This is a genomic window from Castellaniella sp. (assembly GCF_049651205.1).
Classification (GTDB): domain Bacteria; phylum Pseudomonadota; class Gammaproteobacteria; order Burkholderiales; family Burkholderiaceae_B; genus Castellaniella.
On record NZ_JBASBR010000004.1, the window covers coordinates 464198 to 481028 of the forward strand.

At 61.0% G+C, this 16831-nt stretch carries 20 protein-coding genes; 12 read left to right on the forward strand and 8 right to left on the reverse strand.

Annotation, left to right across the window (positions count from 1 at the left end; all coding sequences use genetic code 11):
• Positions 1-191: 191 nt before the first annotated feature.
• On the reverse strand, positions 192-860 hold the full coding sequence (locus WA928_RS03295) for an alpha/beta hydrolase (protein WP_424299467.1): 669 nt from the start codon (positions 858-860) through the stop codon (positions 192-194).
• A gap of 41 nt (positions 861-901) precedes the next feature.
• On the opposite strand from WA928_RS03295, the gene WA928_RS03300 reads away from it, so the two are divergent.
• The 4 genes from WA928_RS03300 (at position 902) to galU (ending at position 3742) form a co-directional block, all read left to right on the forward strand.
• Positions 902-1771 (forward strand): biotin--[acetyl-CoA-carboxylase] ligase, encoded by an 870-nt coding sequence (locus WA928_RS03300; RefSeq protein WP_424299470.1) that lies wholly within the window; start codon positions 902-904, stop codon positions 1769-1771.
• Positions 1768-2619 carry a type III pantothenate kinase gene (locus tag WA928_RS03305; RefSeq protein WP_424299473.1) on the forward strand — a complete coding sequence of 284 codons (852 nt, stop codon included), beginning with the start codon at positions 1768-1770 and terminating at the stop codon, positions 2617-2619. Before WA928_RS03300 ends, WA928_RS03305 begins: the two co-directional genes overlap by 4 nt.
• Positions 2620-2729: 110 nt before the next feature.
• Entirely contained in the window at positions 2730-2906 is a 177-nt protein-coding gene (locus WA928_RS03310; protein ID WP_424299476.1) for a hypothetical protein, read from the forward strand.
• The gene (galU, locus tag WA928_RS03315; protein ID WP_350380070.1) at positions 2903-3742 is read left to right on the forward strand and encodes a UTP--glucose-1-phosphate uridylyltransferase GalU; all 840 of its coding nucleotides are present in this window, start codon (positions 2903-2905) and stop codon (positions 3740-3742) included. The genes WA928_RS03310 and galU overlap by 4 nt, the downstream gene beginning before the upstream one ends.
• On the opposite strand, the gene WA928_RS03320 is transcribed toward galU, so the two are convergent.
• Together WA928_RS03320 and waaC are read right to left on the reverse strand one after the other, a co-directional pair.
• Positions 3721-5082, reverse strand: coding sequence for a 3-deoxy-D-manno-octulosonic acid transferase (locus WA928_RS03320; RefSeq protein ID WP_424299479.1), 1362 nt, complete (start codon positions 5080-5082; stop codon positions 3721-3723). The genes galU and WA928_RS03320 overlap by 22 nt on opposite strands.
• Positions 5079-6065 (reverse strand): lipopolysaccharide heptosyltransferase I, encoded by a 987-nt coding sequence (waaC, locus tag WA928_RS03325; RefSeq protein ID WP_424299482.1) that lies wholly within the window; start codon positions 6063-6065, stop codon positions 5079-5081. The genes WA928_RS03320 and waaC overlap by 4 nt, the downstream gene beginning before the upstream one ends.
• 125 nt (positions 6066-6190) lie before the next feature.
• On the opposite strand from waaC, the gene WA928_RS03330 reads away from it, so the two are divergent.
• The gene (locus WA928_RS03330; RefSeq protein WP_424299485.1) at positions 6191-6712 is read left to right on the forward strand and encodes a gamma carbonic anhydrase family protein; all 522 of its coding nucleotides are present in this window, start codon (positions 6191-6193) and stop codon (positions 6710-6712) included.
• Here the strand turns inward: WA928_RS03330 and WA928_RS03335 are convergent.
• From WA928_RS03335 to WA928_RS03350, 4 genes are read right to left on the reverse strand one after another with little or no spacing between them, the layout of a single operon-like run.
• Entirely contained in the window at positions 6709-7764 is a 1056-nt protein-coding gene (locus tag WA928_RS03335) for a glycosyltransferase family 4 protein (protein WP_424299487.1), read from the reverse strand. The genes WA928_RS03330 and WA928_RS03335 overlap by 4 nt on opposite strands.
• Before the next feature lie 57 nt (positions 7765-7821).
• A complete protein-coding gene (glmU, locus tag WA928_RS03340) occupies positions 7822-9189 on the reverse strand; it encodes a bifunctional UDP-N-acetylglucosamine diphosphorylase/glucosamine-1-phosphate N-acetyltransferase GlmU (protein WP_424299490.1) in 1368 nt (455 codons plus the stop codon).
• A gap of 30 nt (positions 9190-9219) precedes the next feature.
• Complete coding sequence (locus tag WA928_RS03345; RefSeq protein ID WP_424299493.1) at positions 9220-9891, reverse strand: PhaM family polyhydroxyalkanoate granule multifunctional regulatory protein; 672 nt, start codon at positions 9889-9891, stop codon at positions 9220-9222.
• 43 nt (positions 9892-9934) lie between these two features.
• Complete coding sequence (locus WA928_RS03350) at positions 9935-10774, reverse strand: NUDIX hydrolase (RefSeq protein ID WP_424299496.1); 840 nt, start codon at positions 10772-10774, stop codon at positions 9935-9937.
• Between the two features lie 273 nt (positions 10775-11047).
• Here WA928_RS03350 and coxB point away from each other — a divergent pair, with 273 nt between their 5' ends.
• From coxB to WA928_RS03375, 5 genes are all read left to right on the forward strand, one after another.
• Positions 11048-12208 carry a cytochrome c oxidase subunit II gene (gene coxB / locus WA928_RS03355; RefSeq protein ID WP_424299499.1) on the forward strand — a complete coding sequence of 387 codons (1161 nt, stop codon included), beginning with the start codon at positions 11048-11050 and terminating at the stop codon, positions 12206-12208.
• A 78-nt stretch (positions 12209-12286) separates the two neighbouring features.
• Positions 12287-13894 carry a cytochrome c oxidase subunit I gene (gene ctaD, locus WA928_RS03360; protein WP_424299502.1) on the forward strand — a complete coding sequence of 536 codons (1608 nt, stop codon included), beginning with the start codon at positions 12287-12289 and terminating at the stop codon, positions 13892-13894.
• Between the two features lie 24 nt (positions 13895-13918).
• Positions 13919-14035: a cytochrome oxidase small assembly protein gene (locus tag WA928_RS03365; protein WP_350380090.1), complete on the forward strand. Its 117-nt coding sequence runs from the start codon at positions 13919-13921 to the stop codon at positions 14033-14035.
• The gene (locus WA928_RS03370) at positions 14032-14226 is read left to right on the forward strand and encodes a DUF2970 domain-containing protein (protein WP_350380093.1); all 195 of its coding nucleotides are present in this window, start codon (positions 14032-14034) and stop codon (positions 14224-14226) included. Before WA928_RS03365 ends, WA928_RS03370 begins: the two co-directional genes overlap by 4 nt.
• A 26-nt stretch (positions 14227-14252) precedes the next feature.
• Positions 14253-15128, forward strand: coding sequence for a cytochrome c oxidase subunit 3 (locus WA928_RS03375; RefSeq protein WP_350380096.1), 876 nt, complete (start codon positions 14253-14255; stop codon positions 15126-15128).
• A gap of 19 nt (positions 15129-15147) precedes the next feature.
• On the opposite strand, the gene WA928_RS03380 is transcribed toward WA928_RS03375, so the two are convergent.
• Positions 15148-15360, reverse strand: a complete 213-nt coding sequence (locus WA928_RS03380) for a twin transmembrane helix small protein (protein ID WP_350380098.1) — start codon at positions 15358-15360, stop codon at positions 15148-15150.
• 14 nt (positions 15361-15374) lie between these two features.
• On the opposite strand from WA928_RS03380, the gene WA928_RS03385 reads away from it, so the two are divergent.
• Positions 15375-16166, forward strand: a complete 792-nt coding sequence (locus WA928_RS03385) for an SURF1 family protein (RefSeq protein ID WP_424299507.1) — start codon at positions 15375-15377, stop codon at positions 16164-16166.
• Entirely contained in the window at positions 16163-16774 is a 612-nt protein-coding gene (locus WA928_RS03390) for an SCO family protein (protein WP_424299510.1), read from the forward strand. The genes WA928_RS03385 and WA928_RS03390 overlap by 4 nt, the downstream gene beginning before the upstream one ends.
• Positions 16775-16831: the final 57 nt, after the last annotated feature.

A 16831-nucleotide genomic window follows, 5' to 3' on the forward strand; every position in this document is an offset into this window, starting at 1 on the left:
GGCCCATTATAGGCAGCGTCAGAAGGCCGCCTTAAAGCCCGGGCCGGAGAAATCGAGACAAAACGAAAGCAACTGAAACAAGGACGCGCAAAGAAGGCTGTCTGTCACGGCCGTGAAAATGCCGCGATCCAGCCTATTTATCGCAAGCGTCCCCAAACATAGCGAGCATGGTTTGCAGCTCGTGCATTGGTTCAGGCACCGGTGTCTGGCGCCTCGTGCAGACCAGCCAGCCCCTGCTGCACAATCTGGCGCAGGATCAAAAGCCTGCCATGAAAAAAGTGGCTGGCATCGGGTACTAGCGTCAGCGGCAACTGATGCGTCCTGGCAAAGTCCAGCGCCTCGGAAACCGGAACCACTTCATCCTGCTCGCCATGGATCATCAGGACATCGGGTGGCAACGACAAGGCACGATAGCGAAAGCGCTCGACGGCGCAACCGATCAGCATCAGGCGGCGCGGCAACGGCACGTCGAGATCTGCAAGCTCGGCATATAGCTGCGCAGCCACGGCAGAGCCAAACGAGAACCCCGCCAGCGCCCAGGGGCCCGCGCAGGCGTGCGGCCATGTCTGGCGCACATGCTCGACACAGGCAACCATATCTCGGGTTTCACCCACTGCGTGATCGAACACGCCCTCGGAACCACCCACACCACGAAAATTGGGACGGATGGTCAGCAGGCCACGCTGCACGCAGGTGCGCGCCACCGTGGTGACGACCTTATTGTCGCGTGTGCCGCCATGCAAAGGATGCGGGTGCAGCACCAGCGCCCAGCCAACAGGTGACTGTTCGGGATGGTCCACGGTATATTCAACGGTTCCCGACATCCCCTGAAAGGCCGCTTGTTGCGTTCGCAAACCCATAAAAGGCTCTCCGGTATGTCACATACCGTCATTCTACTGACATGACAGCCCCCTCTTCAGATACTTCTTCGCTTGCATTGCCCCCACCTGGGGTTCTTGCCGCACAGATCAAGGCCGGTTTGCCGCGTTTTGGCCACACCGACTGGTTGCCCGAGACGCGATCCACCAACGCTGATCTGCTTGATCGTGCACGCCACGGGGCCATGAATCGGCCCTGGCTGCTGGGCACGCATCTGCAGACACAAGGCCGCGGACGTGCGGGGCGCACCTGGCAAAACCGCGTGGGCTCAAACCTGATGTTTTCCTGCGCCTTCGATGTCTTTTTGCCCGCACGGCAACTGCCTACCCTGGCACCACTGATCGGCATGGTCAGTTGCCAGGCCCTGCGCCGCCTGGTTGGCCCGGCAGTGCGCAGCCGGATCAACATGAAATGGCCCAACGACGTGCAGTGGGATCAGGCCAAGCTGGCCGGGATCCTGATCGAATCCACACGCGCGGGCACCGCCCCTACCGCCGATCACCACCTCATCATCATCGGCATGGGACTCAATTTGCAGGACGCGCGGGCACTCTCACTGTCACTCGACCGCCAGGTAGCCGACTGGTCCGAGATCAGCGCTGTCGACGCGACGGCAGCGGGCGTCCAGGCGGGGCAATGCGTCTGCCATCTGGCCCAGACCTGGCACGAGGCCCTGAACCTGGCCAGCGCCCATGGCTTTTCCGACCTGCCCGCCCAATACGCAGAAGTCGACGGCCTGGCAGGCCAGATCCTGGATGTGCTGGACAACGGCAAGCTGCGCCAGACGGGCGTGGCGTGCGGCATCGACCCACAAGGGCGATTGCTGCTGCGTAACAACGACGGCACCACCCCGGTGTCGGTGGGTGAAATTTCCGTGCGGGTGCGACGATGATGCTTCTGATTGACGCGGGCAACACCCGCAGTAAAGCCGCCTGGCTGGATCCCGTCACCCACACCCGGCAAACCCCTGCCCTGACACTGGAAGACAGCCATCTGGCCAATCTGGCGCACTACCTGCCACAGCCCCCCACCCGCATCCTGGGCTCCAACGTGGCGGGCCCTGCGGCCGGCCAGCGGTTAAACCAGGCCTGCCTCGCCACTTGGGGGGTATCCGTCCACTGGTGCGATACCCGGGCCGGGCATACTTTGCTCTCCAACCCCTACACACCACCCGGGCGCCTGGGGTCAGATCGCTGGCTGGGCCTGCTGGGCCTGTTGCAGCATCTTGGGGCAGATCCTGCCTGGCAAAATGGCCATCCAGCGTTACTGGCCAGCTTCGGCACGGCCACCACTATCGACACATTGATGCCACCGCCTGCACAGGTAGACTGCCTGCCGGCGTTTTTGGGTGGGCTGATTTTTCCGGGGCCGTCCCTGATGCTGCACAGCCTGGCTCAGGGCACGGCACAACTGCCACTGGCGGCCGGCCACCTGGCCGATTTTCCACAAAATACGCACGATGCCATCAGCAGTGGTGTCGCAGCAGCCCAGGCCGGCGCCCTGATGCGCCAGTGGCAACTGGCCCGCGACCGTGCCCACGGCCGTCCACCAATTGTGTTTGCCAGCGGCGGCGGCTGGCCTATGGTGGCTGACGAAGTGCGCGCGCGCCTGGCGTTCATCCAGCACCGGCTCAGCTTACCGCCAGGCCCCGTCCATGTGCTCGACAGCCCCGTGCTGGACGGCTTGGCACTCCTTGCCAGCCAGGGGGACACCGGGCACGACGCGCCAGACACACCCTGAGACAAGAAACCAGCCACACACCGGGCTGATTGCTATACTCGACTCCAATCTGTTACCCGCCGCACAGGCCAGGGTGTGCACCCACACCAGGCCCTGACGGCACACACTTCATGCGCTTTTTGCTGACTCTCGCCGTCGTAGCCAACGTAGCCGTCCTGGCCTACGGACAAGGCTTTTTTGGCTCGCCACCGGCGGATGCCGGGCGCACGCCACGTCCCTTGTCGCAGCGCAATCAGCAAGTACTGATCGTCGCCACCCCTCTTCCTCCAGAACTCTCACAAAAATGAAACCCATCCGTAAAGCTGTGTTCCCGGTAGCGGGCCTGGGCACGCGTTTTCTGCCGGCCACCAAGGCCATGCCCAAAGAAATGCTGCCTATCGTGGACAAGCCCCTGATTCAGTACGCAGTAGAAGAAGCGCTGGCAGCGGGCATCACCGAGCTGATCTTCATCACCGGACGCCACAAGCGGGCAATCGAAGACCACTTCGATCGCATGCCGGAACTTGAAAGCGAACTGGAAGCCAAGAACAAGCACCAGTTGCTGGAAGTCATCCGCACGATATTGCCTGATCACGTGCACTGCATTTACACCCGTCAGGCAGAACCCCTGGGCCTGGGCCACGCAGTGTTATGCGCCGCCCCCATTGTGGGCAACGAGCCCTTTGCCGTGTTGCTGGCCGATGACTTGCTGGACGCGGAAACCGCCGTGACCCGCCAGTTGGTGGACGCCGCCCATCAGCACGATGGCAGCGTGCTGGCCATCCAGACCATCGACCCGCAAGACAGCCAAAAATACGGCATCATCTCGGGCCCGGCCATGGACAGCCGCAACACCCGTGTCGAGTACATCGTCGAAAAACCGGCACCCAAGGATGCACCGTCCAATCTGGCAGTTGTCGGGCGCTACATACTGGAGCCGGAGATCTTTGATTTTCTGCGCCAGACCCGTGCCGGGGTTGGTCAGGAGATCCAACTGACCGATGCAATATCGGCAATGCTGTCACAACGACGGGTCGTGGGGCACCGCTACGATGGCGAGCGCTACGATTGCGGCAGCAAAGAGGGCTTTTTCAAGGCCACCATTGCACTGGGCCGCAAGTATCATGGCCTGTCTGTGGATTGATCCGGCACTGCCTGCCCACTAGCAGCCAACAAGGACTGAATCCCATGCACCACGCGGCTGACCGCCCCCCTGTGCTGGGTAACCCAATGGCGTCCAGCTTCTGAGGCCTGGTGCCGTTCTGCGGGCTGATCCAGCCACATCAGTGCCTGACGCACCGCGCGGCCGGCGTCTTCAACCTGCATGGCGGCCCCGGCAGCGCGGGCATCCGCCACCGCTTGCTCAAAGTGTGCGACGTGCGGCCCGACAATCACAGGGCAGCCCAAGGCACTGGCTTCGATGAAATTCTGCCCCCCAAGCGGTGCAAAACTACCCCCCACAATCGCCACATCGCAGGCGGCGTAATACCAGGGCATCTCGCCCAGGGTATCACCCAACACCACATCCGCCTTTTTGCAGGCCGACACGGCAGAGCTGCTGTCGTCTCCCAGGGACAGAAGCTCGGTACGCCGGACAAATACAAGCCCGGCAGCACGCAGCTGATCAGCCGCCTGATCAAAGCGCTGCGGATGCCGGGGAATCAGCATGAACAGCACTGGCAAAGAGGTTTCGATCCCGTCACCCTGGCGTGGCCGCTGACGTTTGATGGCGTCAATGAACCAGGCGTCCTCGCCTTCGCGGGTGCTGGCAATGGCCACCACCTGACGCCCCAACTGCCCGGCAAAGGCGCGTCCACGCGCGGCCTTGTCAGCATCCAGGGGAAGATCAAACTTGAAGTTGCCCGACACGCTGACGCCCTGCACGCCCAGCTGTTCCAGACGCTGCGCATCCGCCAAGGATTGCGCATATACCCGCGCCAGCTGCCCATATGCTTGTGTCATCAAACTGCCCACACGCAACGTGCGATACAGGGCAGCATCAGACAAACGGGCACTGGCCAGCACTAGAGGCACCTCCGCCTGGGTGGAGGCATGCACCAGATTGGGCCAGAGTTCGCGTTCGATCAACACCCCCAGCGCTGGCTGGTAGTGATGGAAAAAACGCCGAGTAGCGCCAGGAAAATCGTAAGGCAGCCACGCCTGCTGCACACGGCCGGCGGCCATCTCATCCACATAAGCGCGCTGGCCCTCGGCCCGGCCGGTGGCTGTGAGATGCGTCAGCAACACCGAATAACCGAGATCAAGCAGTGCCCGGATCAGGGGGTGGGCTGCGCGGGTTTCACCCAGACTGACGGCATGAATCCAGATGGCGCCGGTTTGTACAGGCTGTTTACCATAGCGCCCAAACCGGCTGGCACCTAGTACAGCCCATTTCCCGCCGGCGCGGCGTGCCCGCAAACCCATCCAGCACAGCAAGACAGGCGACAGCACCATCAACAGCAGGGAATACAGGTAGCGGCTCATGCAGCCCCCACCGCAGGAACGGGCGACCGTGCGGCATCCAGGGCTTCGTCGATGGCAGCCAGTACTTGCCCAGCATCCGGTGCCTGGCCGCGCTCGCCCAGACTGGCGGTATAGGCAGGCCCCTGCAAGGGTGTGCGAACCGGGGTGGACGCTTTGTAGATCCCGATGGTGGGCCGCCCAAGACCTGCGCTGAGGTGCGTCAGGCCACTGTCCAGTCCGACCATGATACGGGCCTGGGCGAGCTCATCAGCCACTTGCCGCAAGCCCATACGCGGCAACACCCGGGCATTGTCACGACCTTCGATCAAGGCCCGGGCCCGGTCTTGCTCGGCATCGTTACCCGCCAGCAAACGCAGGCCCAGCCCGCGCGCCTGCAGATTATCAAACACCTGTTGCCAGGCAGGTGCTGGCCACAGCTTGTCATCACGGCTGGCCGACGGCATGATCAGCGCCACCGGCTGCACTTCAGCGCCATCAGTAATGGCCTGCAGGCCAAAATCGGGAGCGCCCTCAAAGGCATAGCCAAACGCTGCCGCAGCCAGCGTGCGCTGGCGAATAATGGCGGGTTGCCAGAACTCGACCCGGTGGCGGACGTCGTAAAACAGGGATGCCAGGGGCTCACGCGCAGACTTCCAGTCGAGCCCGTGGCGCCGCCCACGCGCCTGACGCACCAGCCACACGGATTTCAGCAAAGCCTGCATATCCAGGATGATATCGTAGCGGCGCCCGGCCAGGGTTTCGCGCAGGGCGGCGCGTTCGCGGCGCGTTTGTGCACTCCACCAGTGCCTGCGCCAACGCCGGTGCGCCACGGGGATGACCTCGTGGACAGCGGGATGCCATGAGGGAATCTCGGCAAAGGATTCTTCGGCGATCCAGTCGATCTCTGCGCCGGCCACATGCGCCGCCACGTCGCTGATCGCGGGCAGCATGTGAACGAGGTCGCCCAGAGAGGACGTACGGACAATCAGGATACGGGTTGTCATGACGCGATTATAGGCGGCACCATGGCCCTGGATGATGGGTTTCCGGGGGACATTACTTGTGAAGCCCCCGGGACGCCAGTATCCTTGAACCAGCCAATTCACCCTGTCTATTCATCGGAATCACCATGACCTGCTACGCACTGGGAGACCTGTCTCCCCATATCGACGCTTCTGCGTTTATCGCCGCCGAAGCCACCATTATTGGCGCCGCTACCCTTGAGGCAGGCACCAGCGTCTGGCCAGGCGCAGTAATCCGGGCAGACAACGAACCCATCCATATCGGCGAAAACTCCAATATCCAGGAAGGTGCCGTGCTGCACGTGGATGCCGGCAAACCGCTCACCATCGGCCGCGAGGTGACCGTGGGGCACCAGGCCATGCTGCATGGCTGCACCATCCAGGATGGTGCCCTGATCGGGATCCAGGCAGTGGTACTTAATGGCGCAGTGATTGGCCGCCACAGCCTGGTGGGTGCAGGTGCCCTGGTAACCGAAGGCAAGATATTTCCCGAGCGCTCCCTGATCCTGGGCGTCCCTGCCAAAGCGGTGCGCACATTGTCAGACGACGAAGTCGCGGCACTCGAGCGCAGCGCACGCGATTACGCCGCCCGTGCCGGCCACTACCGCCAAAGCTTGCGGCCGCTTTAATTACTCACCACCCCGCGATACAACCGCAGATAACGCTCTACCATAGCGGGTACCGAATATTCCTGCCTCACGTGGGCCTGGGCCCGTTCGGCCATTTCGCGGGCTGCATCGCGATGATCCAGCACCCAGGCCAGGCGCTGCGCCAGATGCGCCGCATCACCTGCGGGCACCAGCAAACCGCGATCGGGCAACAAGATCTCCGGGTGTCCACCCACACGGGTTGCCACCACGGGCAAGCCGGCCAGGCAGGCATCCAGCACACTGGTGCCCAGGGCTTCAAACCGCGAGCTGCTGACATACACATCCGCAACCGCCAATGCATTGCCCACCTGCGACTGAAAACCAGCAAACAGATAGTGCTTTTGCAGGCCCAGCGCGTCTACACGCGCACGCGCGCCAGCGGCAGCGGCACCCTCTGCGCCACAATGCAAACACACCACATCCGGATATTGCTGACGCAACTGATGCACGGCTTCAATAAGCGTCAAGGGATCCTTCTCGGGGCTCAAGGCCGCAGCCGTCACCAGCACCCGGTGTCCATCGAGCCCGAAGCGGGCGCGCAGGGCTTGCACCTGCGCGGGATCAGGCAGCATTGGCTGCACCGCACTGGGAATCAGCTGCACTTCCAGCCCTAAGTCTCTGGGGGCTGCCGCCGCTGCTGCGCTGATTGCGACCAGCGCATCCGCACGTGCCCATTTCCAGCGCTGCCGCCAGGGCCGCCCACCGGACTGAAATGCGGTGCGGCGGGTAAAGACCAGGGCGGCGTTAAGCACCGGCCGCAAGACAGCCAGCATAGTCATGGCCTGGGCAGTCTGGGCATGCATGACATCAAAGGATGCCCGCACGCGCCACAGCGTGCGCAAGAGATCGGCTGTACCCCGGCAAGGCAGCAGGGGGATCCCCGCCTCTTTGGCGCGTTGAGCCAGGGGCCCACCGCCACGCGCGACAAGGCCAACCGAATGGCCGGCGGCCTGCAGCCCCTGCAAAATAAACAACGTCTGGCGCTCGCCGCCGCGCCAGCCTTTTTCGAGGTTGATCTGTAGGATCTGCATTACATGCCGTGTAACCAGCCAGGTAACACAATCAAACGCATGGGTTTACGCATGTGGTCAGGATTTGCGCACTGGACGCTTCCAACCGGAAATGCTTTGCTGGCGCGTACGGGAAATTGTCAACTGGCCTTGGGGAGCATCTTGCACCAGTGTGGTGCCGGCACCCAGGGTGGCGCCCCGCCCCACCGTGACAGGCGCCACCAGCTGCGTATCCGAGCCAATAAAAGCGTCATCTTCGATGACGGTCTGAAACTTGTTTACTCCGTCATAGTTGCAAGTGATGGTGCCCGCACCAATATTGACGCGTTCTCCAATGACGGCATCCCCGAGATACGCCAAATGATTGGCTTTGGAGCCTTGCCCCAGACGGGTTTTTTTAAGTTCGACAAAGTTGCCCACATGCGCATCAGGGCCGACATCCGCCCCTGGACGAAGCCGCGCATACGGCCCGATACGTGCCGCCACCCCCACTTGTGCGCCTTCGAGATGCGAGTACGCATCCAGGACAGCGCCGGCAGCAACCGAAGAATCGCGAACCACGCAGTGCGGGCCCACCCGTACGCCATCGGCCAGTTGCACGGTGCCCTCAAACACACAGCCCACATCAATGAAGACATCCTGGCCACACTGCAAGCTGCCGCGCAAATCAAAACGCGCCGGATCGGCTAGAGTCACCCCTTGCTCGAGCAGGCGTCTGGCCTGCTCTTCCTGCCAGATGCGCTCGAGTTGTGCCTGCTGCACCCGACTGTTGACACCGAGGGTTTCGTAGTGCGCAGCGGGTTGGGCATGAGCCACGGGAAGGTTCTCGCCAACTGCCAGGCCAACGACATCGGTGAGGTAGTACTCACCCTGGGCATTGTCGTTGGTGATCTCACCCAGCCAACGCCGCAACGCCGCCGTGGGCGCAGCCAAAATGCCGGTATTGACTTCGTGAATGGCCTGTTCTGCCGGGCTGGCATCCTTATGCTCGACAATGCGTTGCACGCGCCCTTGTGCGTCGCGCACGATACGGCCATATCCGCTGGGATCGTCCAATGTTTCGGTAAGCAGTGCCAAGCCATTGCCCCGCGCCTGCAACAGGGCACGCAGCGTATCAACCTGTACCAAAGGTACGTCGCCGTACAGCACCAGGCTGGTGTCATCGGCATCACCCTCAAGCAATTGCGGCAGTGCCTGCATCACGGCATGGCCGGTGCCCTGTTGAGGCTGCTGCAGGGCAAATTTGAGATCTTGTGTGTCGTATGCCGCCTGAACACGGTCGGCGCCATGCCCCACCACCACAACGATACGATCGGGAGACAGGGCACGGGCGGCTGCCAGCACATGGCCGAGCATCGGTTGCCCCGCGATGGGGTGCAATACCTTGGGCAAATCAGACTGCATGCGCTTGCCCAAACCGGCCGCCAAAATAATGATGTTCAACATAGGATTTAAAAACCGCAACGAGGCGGTGAATCAGGAAGGACGGGATTTGCGGGTGTTGGTGTTGCGGCTGGCAGATGCTCTGGCGGCCGGCTTGCGGCTGGAGGCTTTGGCAGCCGGCTTGCTGGCAGCGGATTTGCTGCGTTTTGGCGCAGCCTTGCGCGCAGCAGCCTTGGGGGCGGTTGCGGCCGCGGCTGCCGCCTGGCCAGCTTCAGCCATTTCATCGATGCTGGCAGCCGTGGCCTCACGCAGATGCTCAAATTGTTGCTGCACGAGGTTCCACCAATCGGAGGCAGCCTGAACATAGGCTTGCCCGCCGGTATCCTCAGCTGCAGATGCGCTGGCAGCCTGCTTATCCTGGGCGCGGCCTTTGCGGGCACCCGCCGAAGCAAACGCGCCACCCGACAAAGATTGCAGGGTTTGCAGCGTGCTGCGCTGAATCTCCAGCCCCTGAATAGTGCTGGCCAGCATGGTGGCATTCAGCTGCAGCCAGTTTTGCACGGTCTGCAACTCGCGGATGCGCCGTTCGAGGTCTTCAAGAGACATCGACGGCATGCCGGTCGGTGCATCCGGCAACTTGCCGGCTGCCATGTTTTGCCAGGCCTGGCGCATCATGTCCAGGCCCGCCAGCAGCGGGTTGCCGGCTGCCTCGCCTTGTTGGCCAAAGCCCGGAAGCACAAAAGGATTAGAAGAATCTTGAGCCATGATGGTGTTTACCTCCGCCAGCAGCATGCCGGCACGAATCAAACTACAGACCAAGCGCAGCCGGCGCCTCCAGGCGCCGGCGTAGAGAATCAAGGATACAGAGATCAGCCTCTAGGGTAAAAGCCCCTTGCGTCAGCATCGACCAGAGGTCAGGCAGGGCAAGGCAACGGAATTCAAGCACCTCACCATCCAGGTTGGTGGGCACGGCCGCTGCATCCAGAACGCAGTCGCTGACACTGACATTCTCAACCTGATAACCATCCGGCAAACGCCGGTGCATCCGCAGCACCGTACGCAAAGCCTGATGGCTGGAGAGCTCGACGGCAGCCAGCCCGGCTTCTTCGTAGGATTCGCGCAACAGTGCGGCTTCAGGATCCTCGCCGGCAGACACCAGCCCACCGGACAGGGTGTCCCACAGACCAGGATCGGTGGATTTGTTCAGTGCACGGCGAGCAACCCACAGACGGCCATCCGGCGCCCAGGCATTGAGATGTATCGCGTGGGTCAGCAGGCCCAGCGGCCGAACAGCACCCCGCTCGATGCATCCCAGCAAGCGCCCCTCAGCCACGACGTCAAGCTGCTCGTTGCGCCAGTGGCGGATACGGCCGGCTTTTTGCAAGGCTTCGGCCAGATCACGCAGCACCGTGTCCAGCCCGGAACGGGCCGCCATCCCGGGATTGACATGAACGGCTTCAGGCTCGATGTGGACCGCGGGGTGATCGGCGATGGCTGTGAGAACAGGATCGTTGATCCAGCCAGCCACACGACTGCACAGCGTGACAGGACGCGCGCCGGGCGGAGGCAACTGCTGCGCACGACGCACTAGCCGCGCGTTGCGCGCAAGGATGTCGTCGAGGGTAAAAACCGCAGAATCGAGGCTCATCGGAGCATTGTAGTGGAAGCCTGAACCGGATAGGGAGAAACCCGGCCACCACGCGGCAAACACCGTTAAACTAGGGAAAACAGTAGCCCGCAGAACTGTACAAGCCGCAACGCTTGGCTATAATCCCTTCAAGCTTATAAGGGCATCGCAGGCCGCAATCACTTTGATTTTACGGTCTGACGATCCGATTTATGTGTGCAGGGCCTGTCTTTCCCTCGTGTGTCTTTGACGAAGGTCAACCCGCCCAAAGAACACACTAACCAGAGGGACAACATGAAGATGGTCAGAAGGTTGTTGGGCATGGGTGCGCTGCTGTGGGTAAGCGCTGCAACAGCACAGGTACAGGACATTCCAGGCGGCCCGGCGGTCGACCAAATAAACGTCACGCGCGGGGTCACCCCGATCTCCCACGAGATCTACTCGCTGCACTGGATGATCATGATCATCTGTACGATCATCTTCATCGGCGTGTTCGGGACGATGCTGTACTCCATCATCAACCACCGCAAGTCCAAGGGCTACAAGGCTGCAAAGTTTGATGAAAACCTCTCCATAGAGCTCACCTGGACGGTCATCCCGTTCCTCATCATTATCGGCATGGCCATCCCCGCCAGCCGGACGGTCGTCGCCATGAAAGACACCAGTGGCGCCGACCTCACCGTCAAGGTGACGGGCTATCAATGGAAATGGGGCTACGAATACATCGATGGCCCCGCCACTGGTGTGCATTTCCTTTCCACGCTTTCTACCCCGCAAGCGCAAATCGACGGCACAGAGCCCAAAAGCAATACCTACCTGCTTGAAGTCGACAACCCTCTGGTGGTGCCCGTCGACAAAAAAGTTCGTATCGTGCTCACTGCCTCCGACGTCATCCACGCCTGGATGGTGCCTGATTTCGGCGTAAAGCAGGATGCCGTCCCAGGCTACCTGCGCGACACCTGGTTTCGTGCCGAGAAAGTAGGCACATACCGCGGCCAGTGCGCCGAGCTCTGCGGTAAAAACCACGCCTACATGCCTATTGTGGTCGAGGTCAAATCCGCCGAAGACTACGCCAAGTGGGCTGACGAACAAAAATCCAAGATGGCAGCTGTCACCGAAGATCCCAACAAGAAATGGACCAAAGAAGAACTCGTCGCCAAGGGCAAAGAGGTTTTTGCCGCCAACTGCGTCGCCTGTCACCAGGCCAACGGTCAGGGTATCCCGGGCACCTTCCCAGCGCTCAATGGCGATAAAAAATACGTTCTGGCACCCATGAAAGAGCAGATCCTCACCGAACTCAACGGCCACCCGGGCACCGCAATGGCGGCGTTCCGTGACCAGCTCAGCGACGTGCAACTGGCTGCTGTCATCACCTATACCCGCAACGCCTGGGACAACGCCGGACAAGGGCCCGACCCCGTCGTCCAGCCCTCGGATGTCAAGGCCCTGCGCTGATGACCCGCACCCCGAACACATCGATTAACTGATATTTCCGCGTCGCCAACGTGCGGCGCGTCCTCGAAGGAGGCAATAATGAGCAGCGTCACCGCAGACCACATTCCGCCCACTGTGGGTCATGACGACCACGCACACCACCACGTTCCAACGGGGTGGCGGCGCTGGGTTTTCGCCACAAACCACAAAGACATCGGAACGATGTACATGATTTTCTCGTTCTGCATGTTGCTTGAGGGCGGCACCCTGGCCCTTTTGCTGCGCACCGAGCTTTTCGAGCCTGGCATCCAGTTCTTCCAGCCAGAGCTCTTCAACCAGTTCACCACCATGCATGGCCTGATCATGATTTTCGGCGCCATCATGCCGGCCTTCGTGGGCTTTGCCAACTGGATGATTCCGCTGCAAATCGGCGCCTCTGACATGGCCTTTGCCCGGATGAACAACTTCAGCTTCTGGCTGTTGCCCGTGGGCGCCATTTTGCTGACTACCTCGTTCTTCGTGCCGGGCGGTGCCAACGCCTCCGGCTGGACCATGTACGCGCCCTTGTCGCTGCAGATGGGCCCAGGCATGGACTTCGCCATCTTCGCCGTGCACGTGCTGGGCGCCTCGTCCATCATGGGGGCCATCAACATCATCGTCACCATCCTCAATATGCGGGCACCGGGCATGTCCCTCATGAAAATGCCCCTGTTCTGCTGGTCGTGGCTGGTTACCGCCTATCTGCTGCTGGCCGTGATGCCTGTGTTGGCTGCTGCCGTCACCATGCTGCTCACCGACCGCCACTTCGGCACACACTTCTTTAACGCTGCGGGCGGCGGCGATCCGGTGCTGTATCAGCATATTTTCTGGTTCTTCGGGCACCCCGAGGTCTACATCATGATCTTGCCGGCCTTCGGCATCGTGTCGCAGATCATCCCCACCTTTGCCCGTAAACGTCTGTTTGGCTACTCCTCCATGGTGTACGCCATCTGCGCTATCGCGATCCTGTCCTTCCTGGTCTGGGCGCACCACATGTTCACCACCGGTATGCCGGTTACCGCACAGCTGTTCTTTATGTACGGCACGATGCTGATTTCCATCCCCACCGGGGTCAAGGTCTTCAACTGGACAGCCACCATGTGGCGCGGCTCCATGACCTTCGAAACCCCCATGCTGTGGGCCATCGGCTTCATCTTCGTGTTTACCATCGGGGGCTTTACGGGTCTGGTGGTGGCCATCGCCCCCATCGACATACAGGCACAAGACACCTACTACGTGGTGGCTCACTTCCACTATGTGCTGGTGGCCGGTTCACTATTTGCGCTCTTTGGCGCGGCCTACTACTGGCTGCCCAAGTGGTGCGGGCACATGTACGACGAACGCCTTGGCAAGCTGCACTTCTGGAGCAGCATGATCTCCTTCAATATCGCGTTCTTCCCGATGCACTTCCTGGGCCTGGCCGGCATGCCACGCCGCTACGCCGACTACGCCGCACAGTTCACCACCTTCCACCAGATTTCCACCATTGGTGCATTCTGGTTCGGGTTCTCGCAACTGATCTTCGTCTGGGCAGTGGTCAAGGCCGTGCGCAGCAAAGGCCCCACCGTGGCGGCCAGCCCCTGGGAAAGCGCCGAAGGCCTCGAGTGGACAGTGCCTTCGCCAGCCCCTTACCACACCTTTGTCACGCCGCCGCAATACGAAGGCTGACACCTATAACCACGGATACCTGACATGACCCCTGAACAACGTCGTCGCAATCGCCGCCTGGGATTGATTTTGGGCCTCTTCGCAGTGGCCATCCTGGTCTGGACGTTTGTACGCGCCAACTTGTACGGGGCTGTTGGGTGAGCACAGGTCCTGGCAGTTTCCTGCGATCGCTGCGCACCATCGCCTGGGCATTTTTGGGCTTGCGCAAGCGCTCCGGCCACGACGAAGACCTCTCCCAGATTGGGCCAGGCCACATCGTGGTAGCGGGGTTGCTGGGGGGTCTGGTTTTCGTATTGCTGCTGTTGCTGGCCGTGTGGCTGGTGGCAGCCTAGAACACAAAAAATCGAGGAGAAGCATCATGACAGTGGCACAGACGGCACATAGCGGCAAGGCTCCTTACTACTACGTCCCGCCCAATTCCGTCCATCCCATCCGTGGCAGCCTCTGCATGCTGGCTACCCTGGTGGGGGCGGCCTTGTGGGTTAACAATTACACCATCGGCCCATGGCTGTGCGCGGCAGGCATCCTGTGTCTGTTCCTCGTGCTGTTTGGCTGGTTTGGTGACGCCATTCGCGAATCCGAAGGCGGGCTTAACAGTCATCACATCGACCGCTCCTATCGCTGGAGCATGACGTGGTTTATTTTCTCCGAGGTGATGTTCTTCTCGGCGTTTTTCGGCGCCCTTTGGTACACCCGCGAAGTCTCCACACCGTGGCTCAGCAACCTCGATACGCAAACACTGCTGTGGCCCGGGTTTACAGGCACCTGGCCCAATTTCGGGCCGGCCGGCACGATTGCTCCATTTGAGTCTGTCGGGCCTTTCTGGCTGCCTACCATCAACACGGCACTACTGCTTACCTCGGGCCTTACCCTTACCATTGCACACCACGCACTGCGTGCAGCCAATCGCAGCAAAACCATCGTCTGGCTCGGAATTACCGTGCTGCTGGGCTTCGCCTTTGTGGCCTGCCAGGCATACGAGTACCACCATGCGTACACCGAGCTCAACCTGCGGTTTACTTCAGGGGCATTTGGCGCGCTGTTCTACATGCTTACCGGTTTTCACGGGTTCCACGTGATTCTGGGCGCTACCATGCTAACCGTGATCTGGTTCCGGCTGGTGCGCGGGCACTTTACGCCGAAACATCACTTTGGCTTTGAAGGCGCCGCATGGTATTGGCACTTTGTCGACGTCGTCTGGCTGGGCCTGTATATTTTTGTTTACTGGATTTAAGCTGTTTGGGCGTGTCGGCTTACCTTGCGGTAACCGGCACGCCAGTTGCGTCAATCCACCCCAGGGCATGGGCCAACAGCAAAAATAAAAACAGCACAATCGACAGCCCGACACGCCAGGTTAAGGCCCAGGCCATCCGGTTGCTGCCGCCACGGTCCTGCATCAAAAAGATCAGGGCTGAGCCCAGACTGGCGACGATCGCCAGAAACAGGATGACAATCAGCACTTTCATGGATAGTTTCCTTTATGACCCAGCAGCACCCTACATCACGGACCAAGGCCTGGGTAGCCATCGTGTTGCTGGTTGCGCTGGGCTCAATTTGTATCGCAGCCGCCCAATGGCAGCTGCGTCGTGCCCACACCCGTGAAGCCATCCATGCCGCCCGCCTGGCGGGCCAGCAGGCAGCACCGCTGGTTCTTTCTGCTTCGCAAACCGATGGCCCCGATTGGCATCGTGCTACTGTACGGGGCCACTGGCTTAATCCCTTAACTGTACTGCTGGATAATCGTAACCTAAAGGGCCGGCCCGGCTTTTGGGTAGCCACTCCACTGGCACTGCAGGATGCTGCACAAACGGTCGTGCTGGTATTGCGTGGCTGGTTACCGCGCCCGATGCCGCCTGCAAAACTGCCCTTGCTGTATGCCACTGAAGGCTTGGTGACAATAAACGGCACGTTGTTGCATCATATTCCCCGCCTGCTGGATCTAGGCGTCTTTACAGGCACGCCGGATAATACCTTGCCTCAGCCGTTTCCACCTGCAGACGGCACAGTGCCGGCCCTGCAGAATTTGTCGCTGGACGCCTTTGCCAAAGCCACCAGCCTCACGGTATTGCCCGTGATTATCCAGCAATCCCCCACCAAGGATGCCGGCCTGATCCAGGAGTGGCCCGGCCCCTCGGAAAACGCTGGCCAAAACTACAACTATGCGCTGCAATGGTCCAGTTTTGCAGCCATCGCCCTGATCGCGGCAGCCATCACACTATGGCGCACCCTGCGACGCAAATCTCTCTCTACTTCGGACGATTCCCTCTCATGACCACCACGACTGCCCGACACCGCTCGATGATGCCGGTGTATGCCATTTTGCTGATCAGCATCGCCCCCGTGGTCTTTGCCCTGCTTGCCTACTATGCCCCATCTCTTGGGCTGCGGCCGCCTTCACAGCCTCATTACGGCCAGCTCATCGAGCCCCAAAGAGAAATCCCCAAGCAACTGTCCTTGCAAGAGCTCGACGGCAAACCCTACGATCTGAATCAGCTCAAGGGCCAGTGGATCCTGCTCAGCACAGGCCCGGGCGCATGCCCCGAAACCTGCGTGCGCGGACTGTTCGTGCTGCGTAATTCGCACGCCAGTCAGGGCAAAGAGGTTGATCGCATAAACCGCATCCTGCTGGTTACTGATGACGCCCCCGTTGCACCGGTTGTTGCGGAGGCTTATGTCGGTACTCATGTGTTGCGGGCCGACCCTACGCAACTGGCTGCCTGGTTGGTGCCGGATGCGGCAGACCCCACCGCAGCCTTGTCCACCGGCATGTGGATCATCGACCCACTCGGGCACCTGATGATGATGTTTCCTGACGGCCAGGATCCCGAAGGCGTACGCGACGATATCCGCGTGCTGCTTAAGAATTCGCGCATCGGCTAAGGCGTTTACGTGGCGCACCACACTTCACAGCCTGCATCAACCGCAACGGCGGCTGCA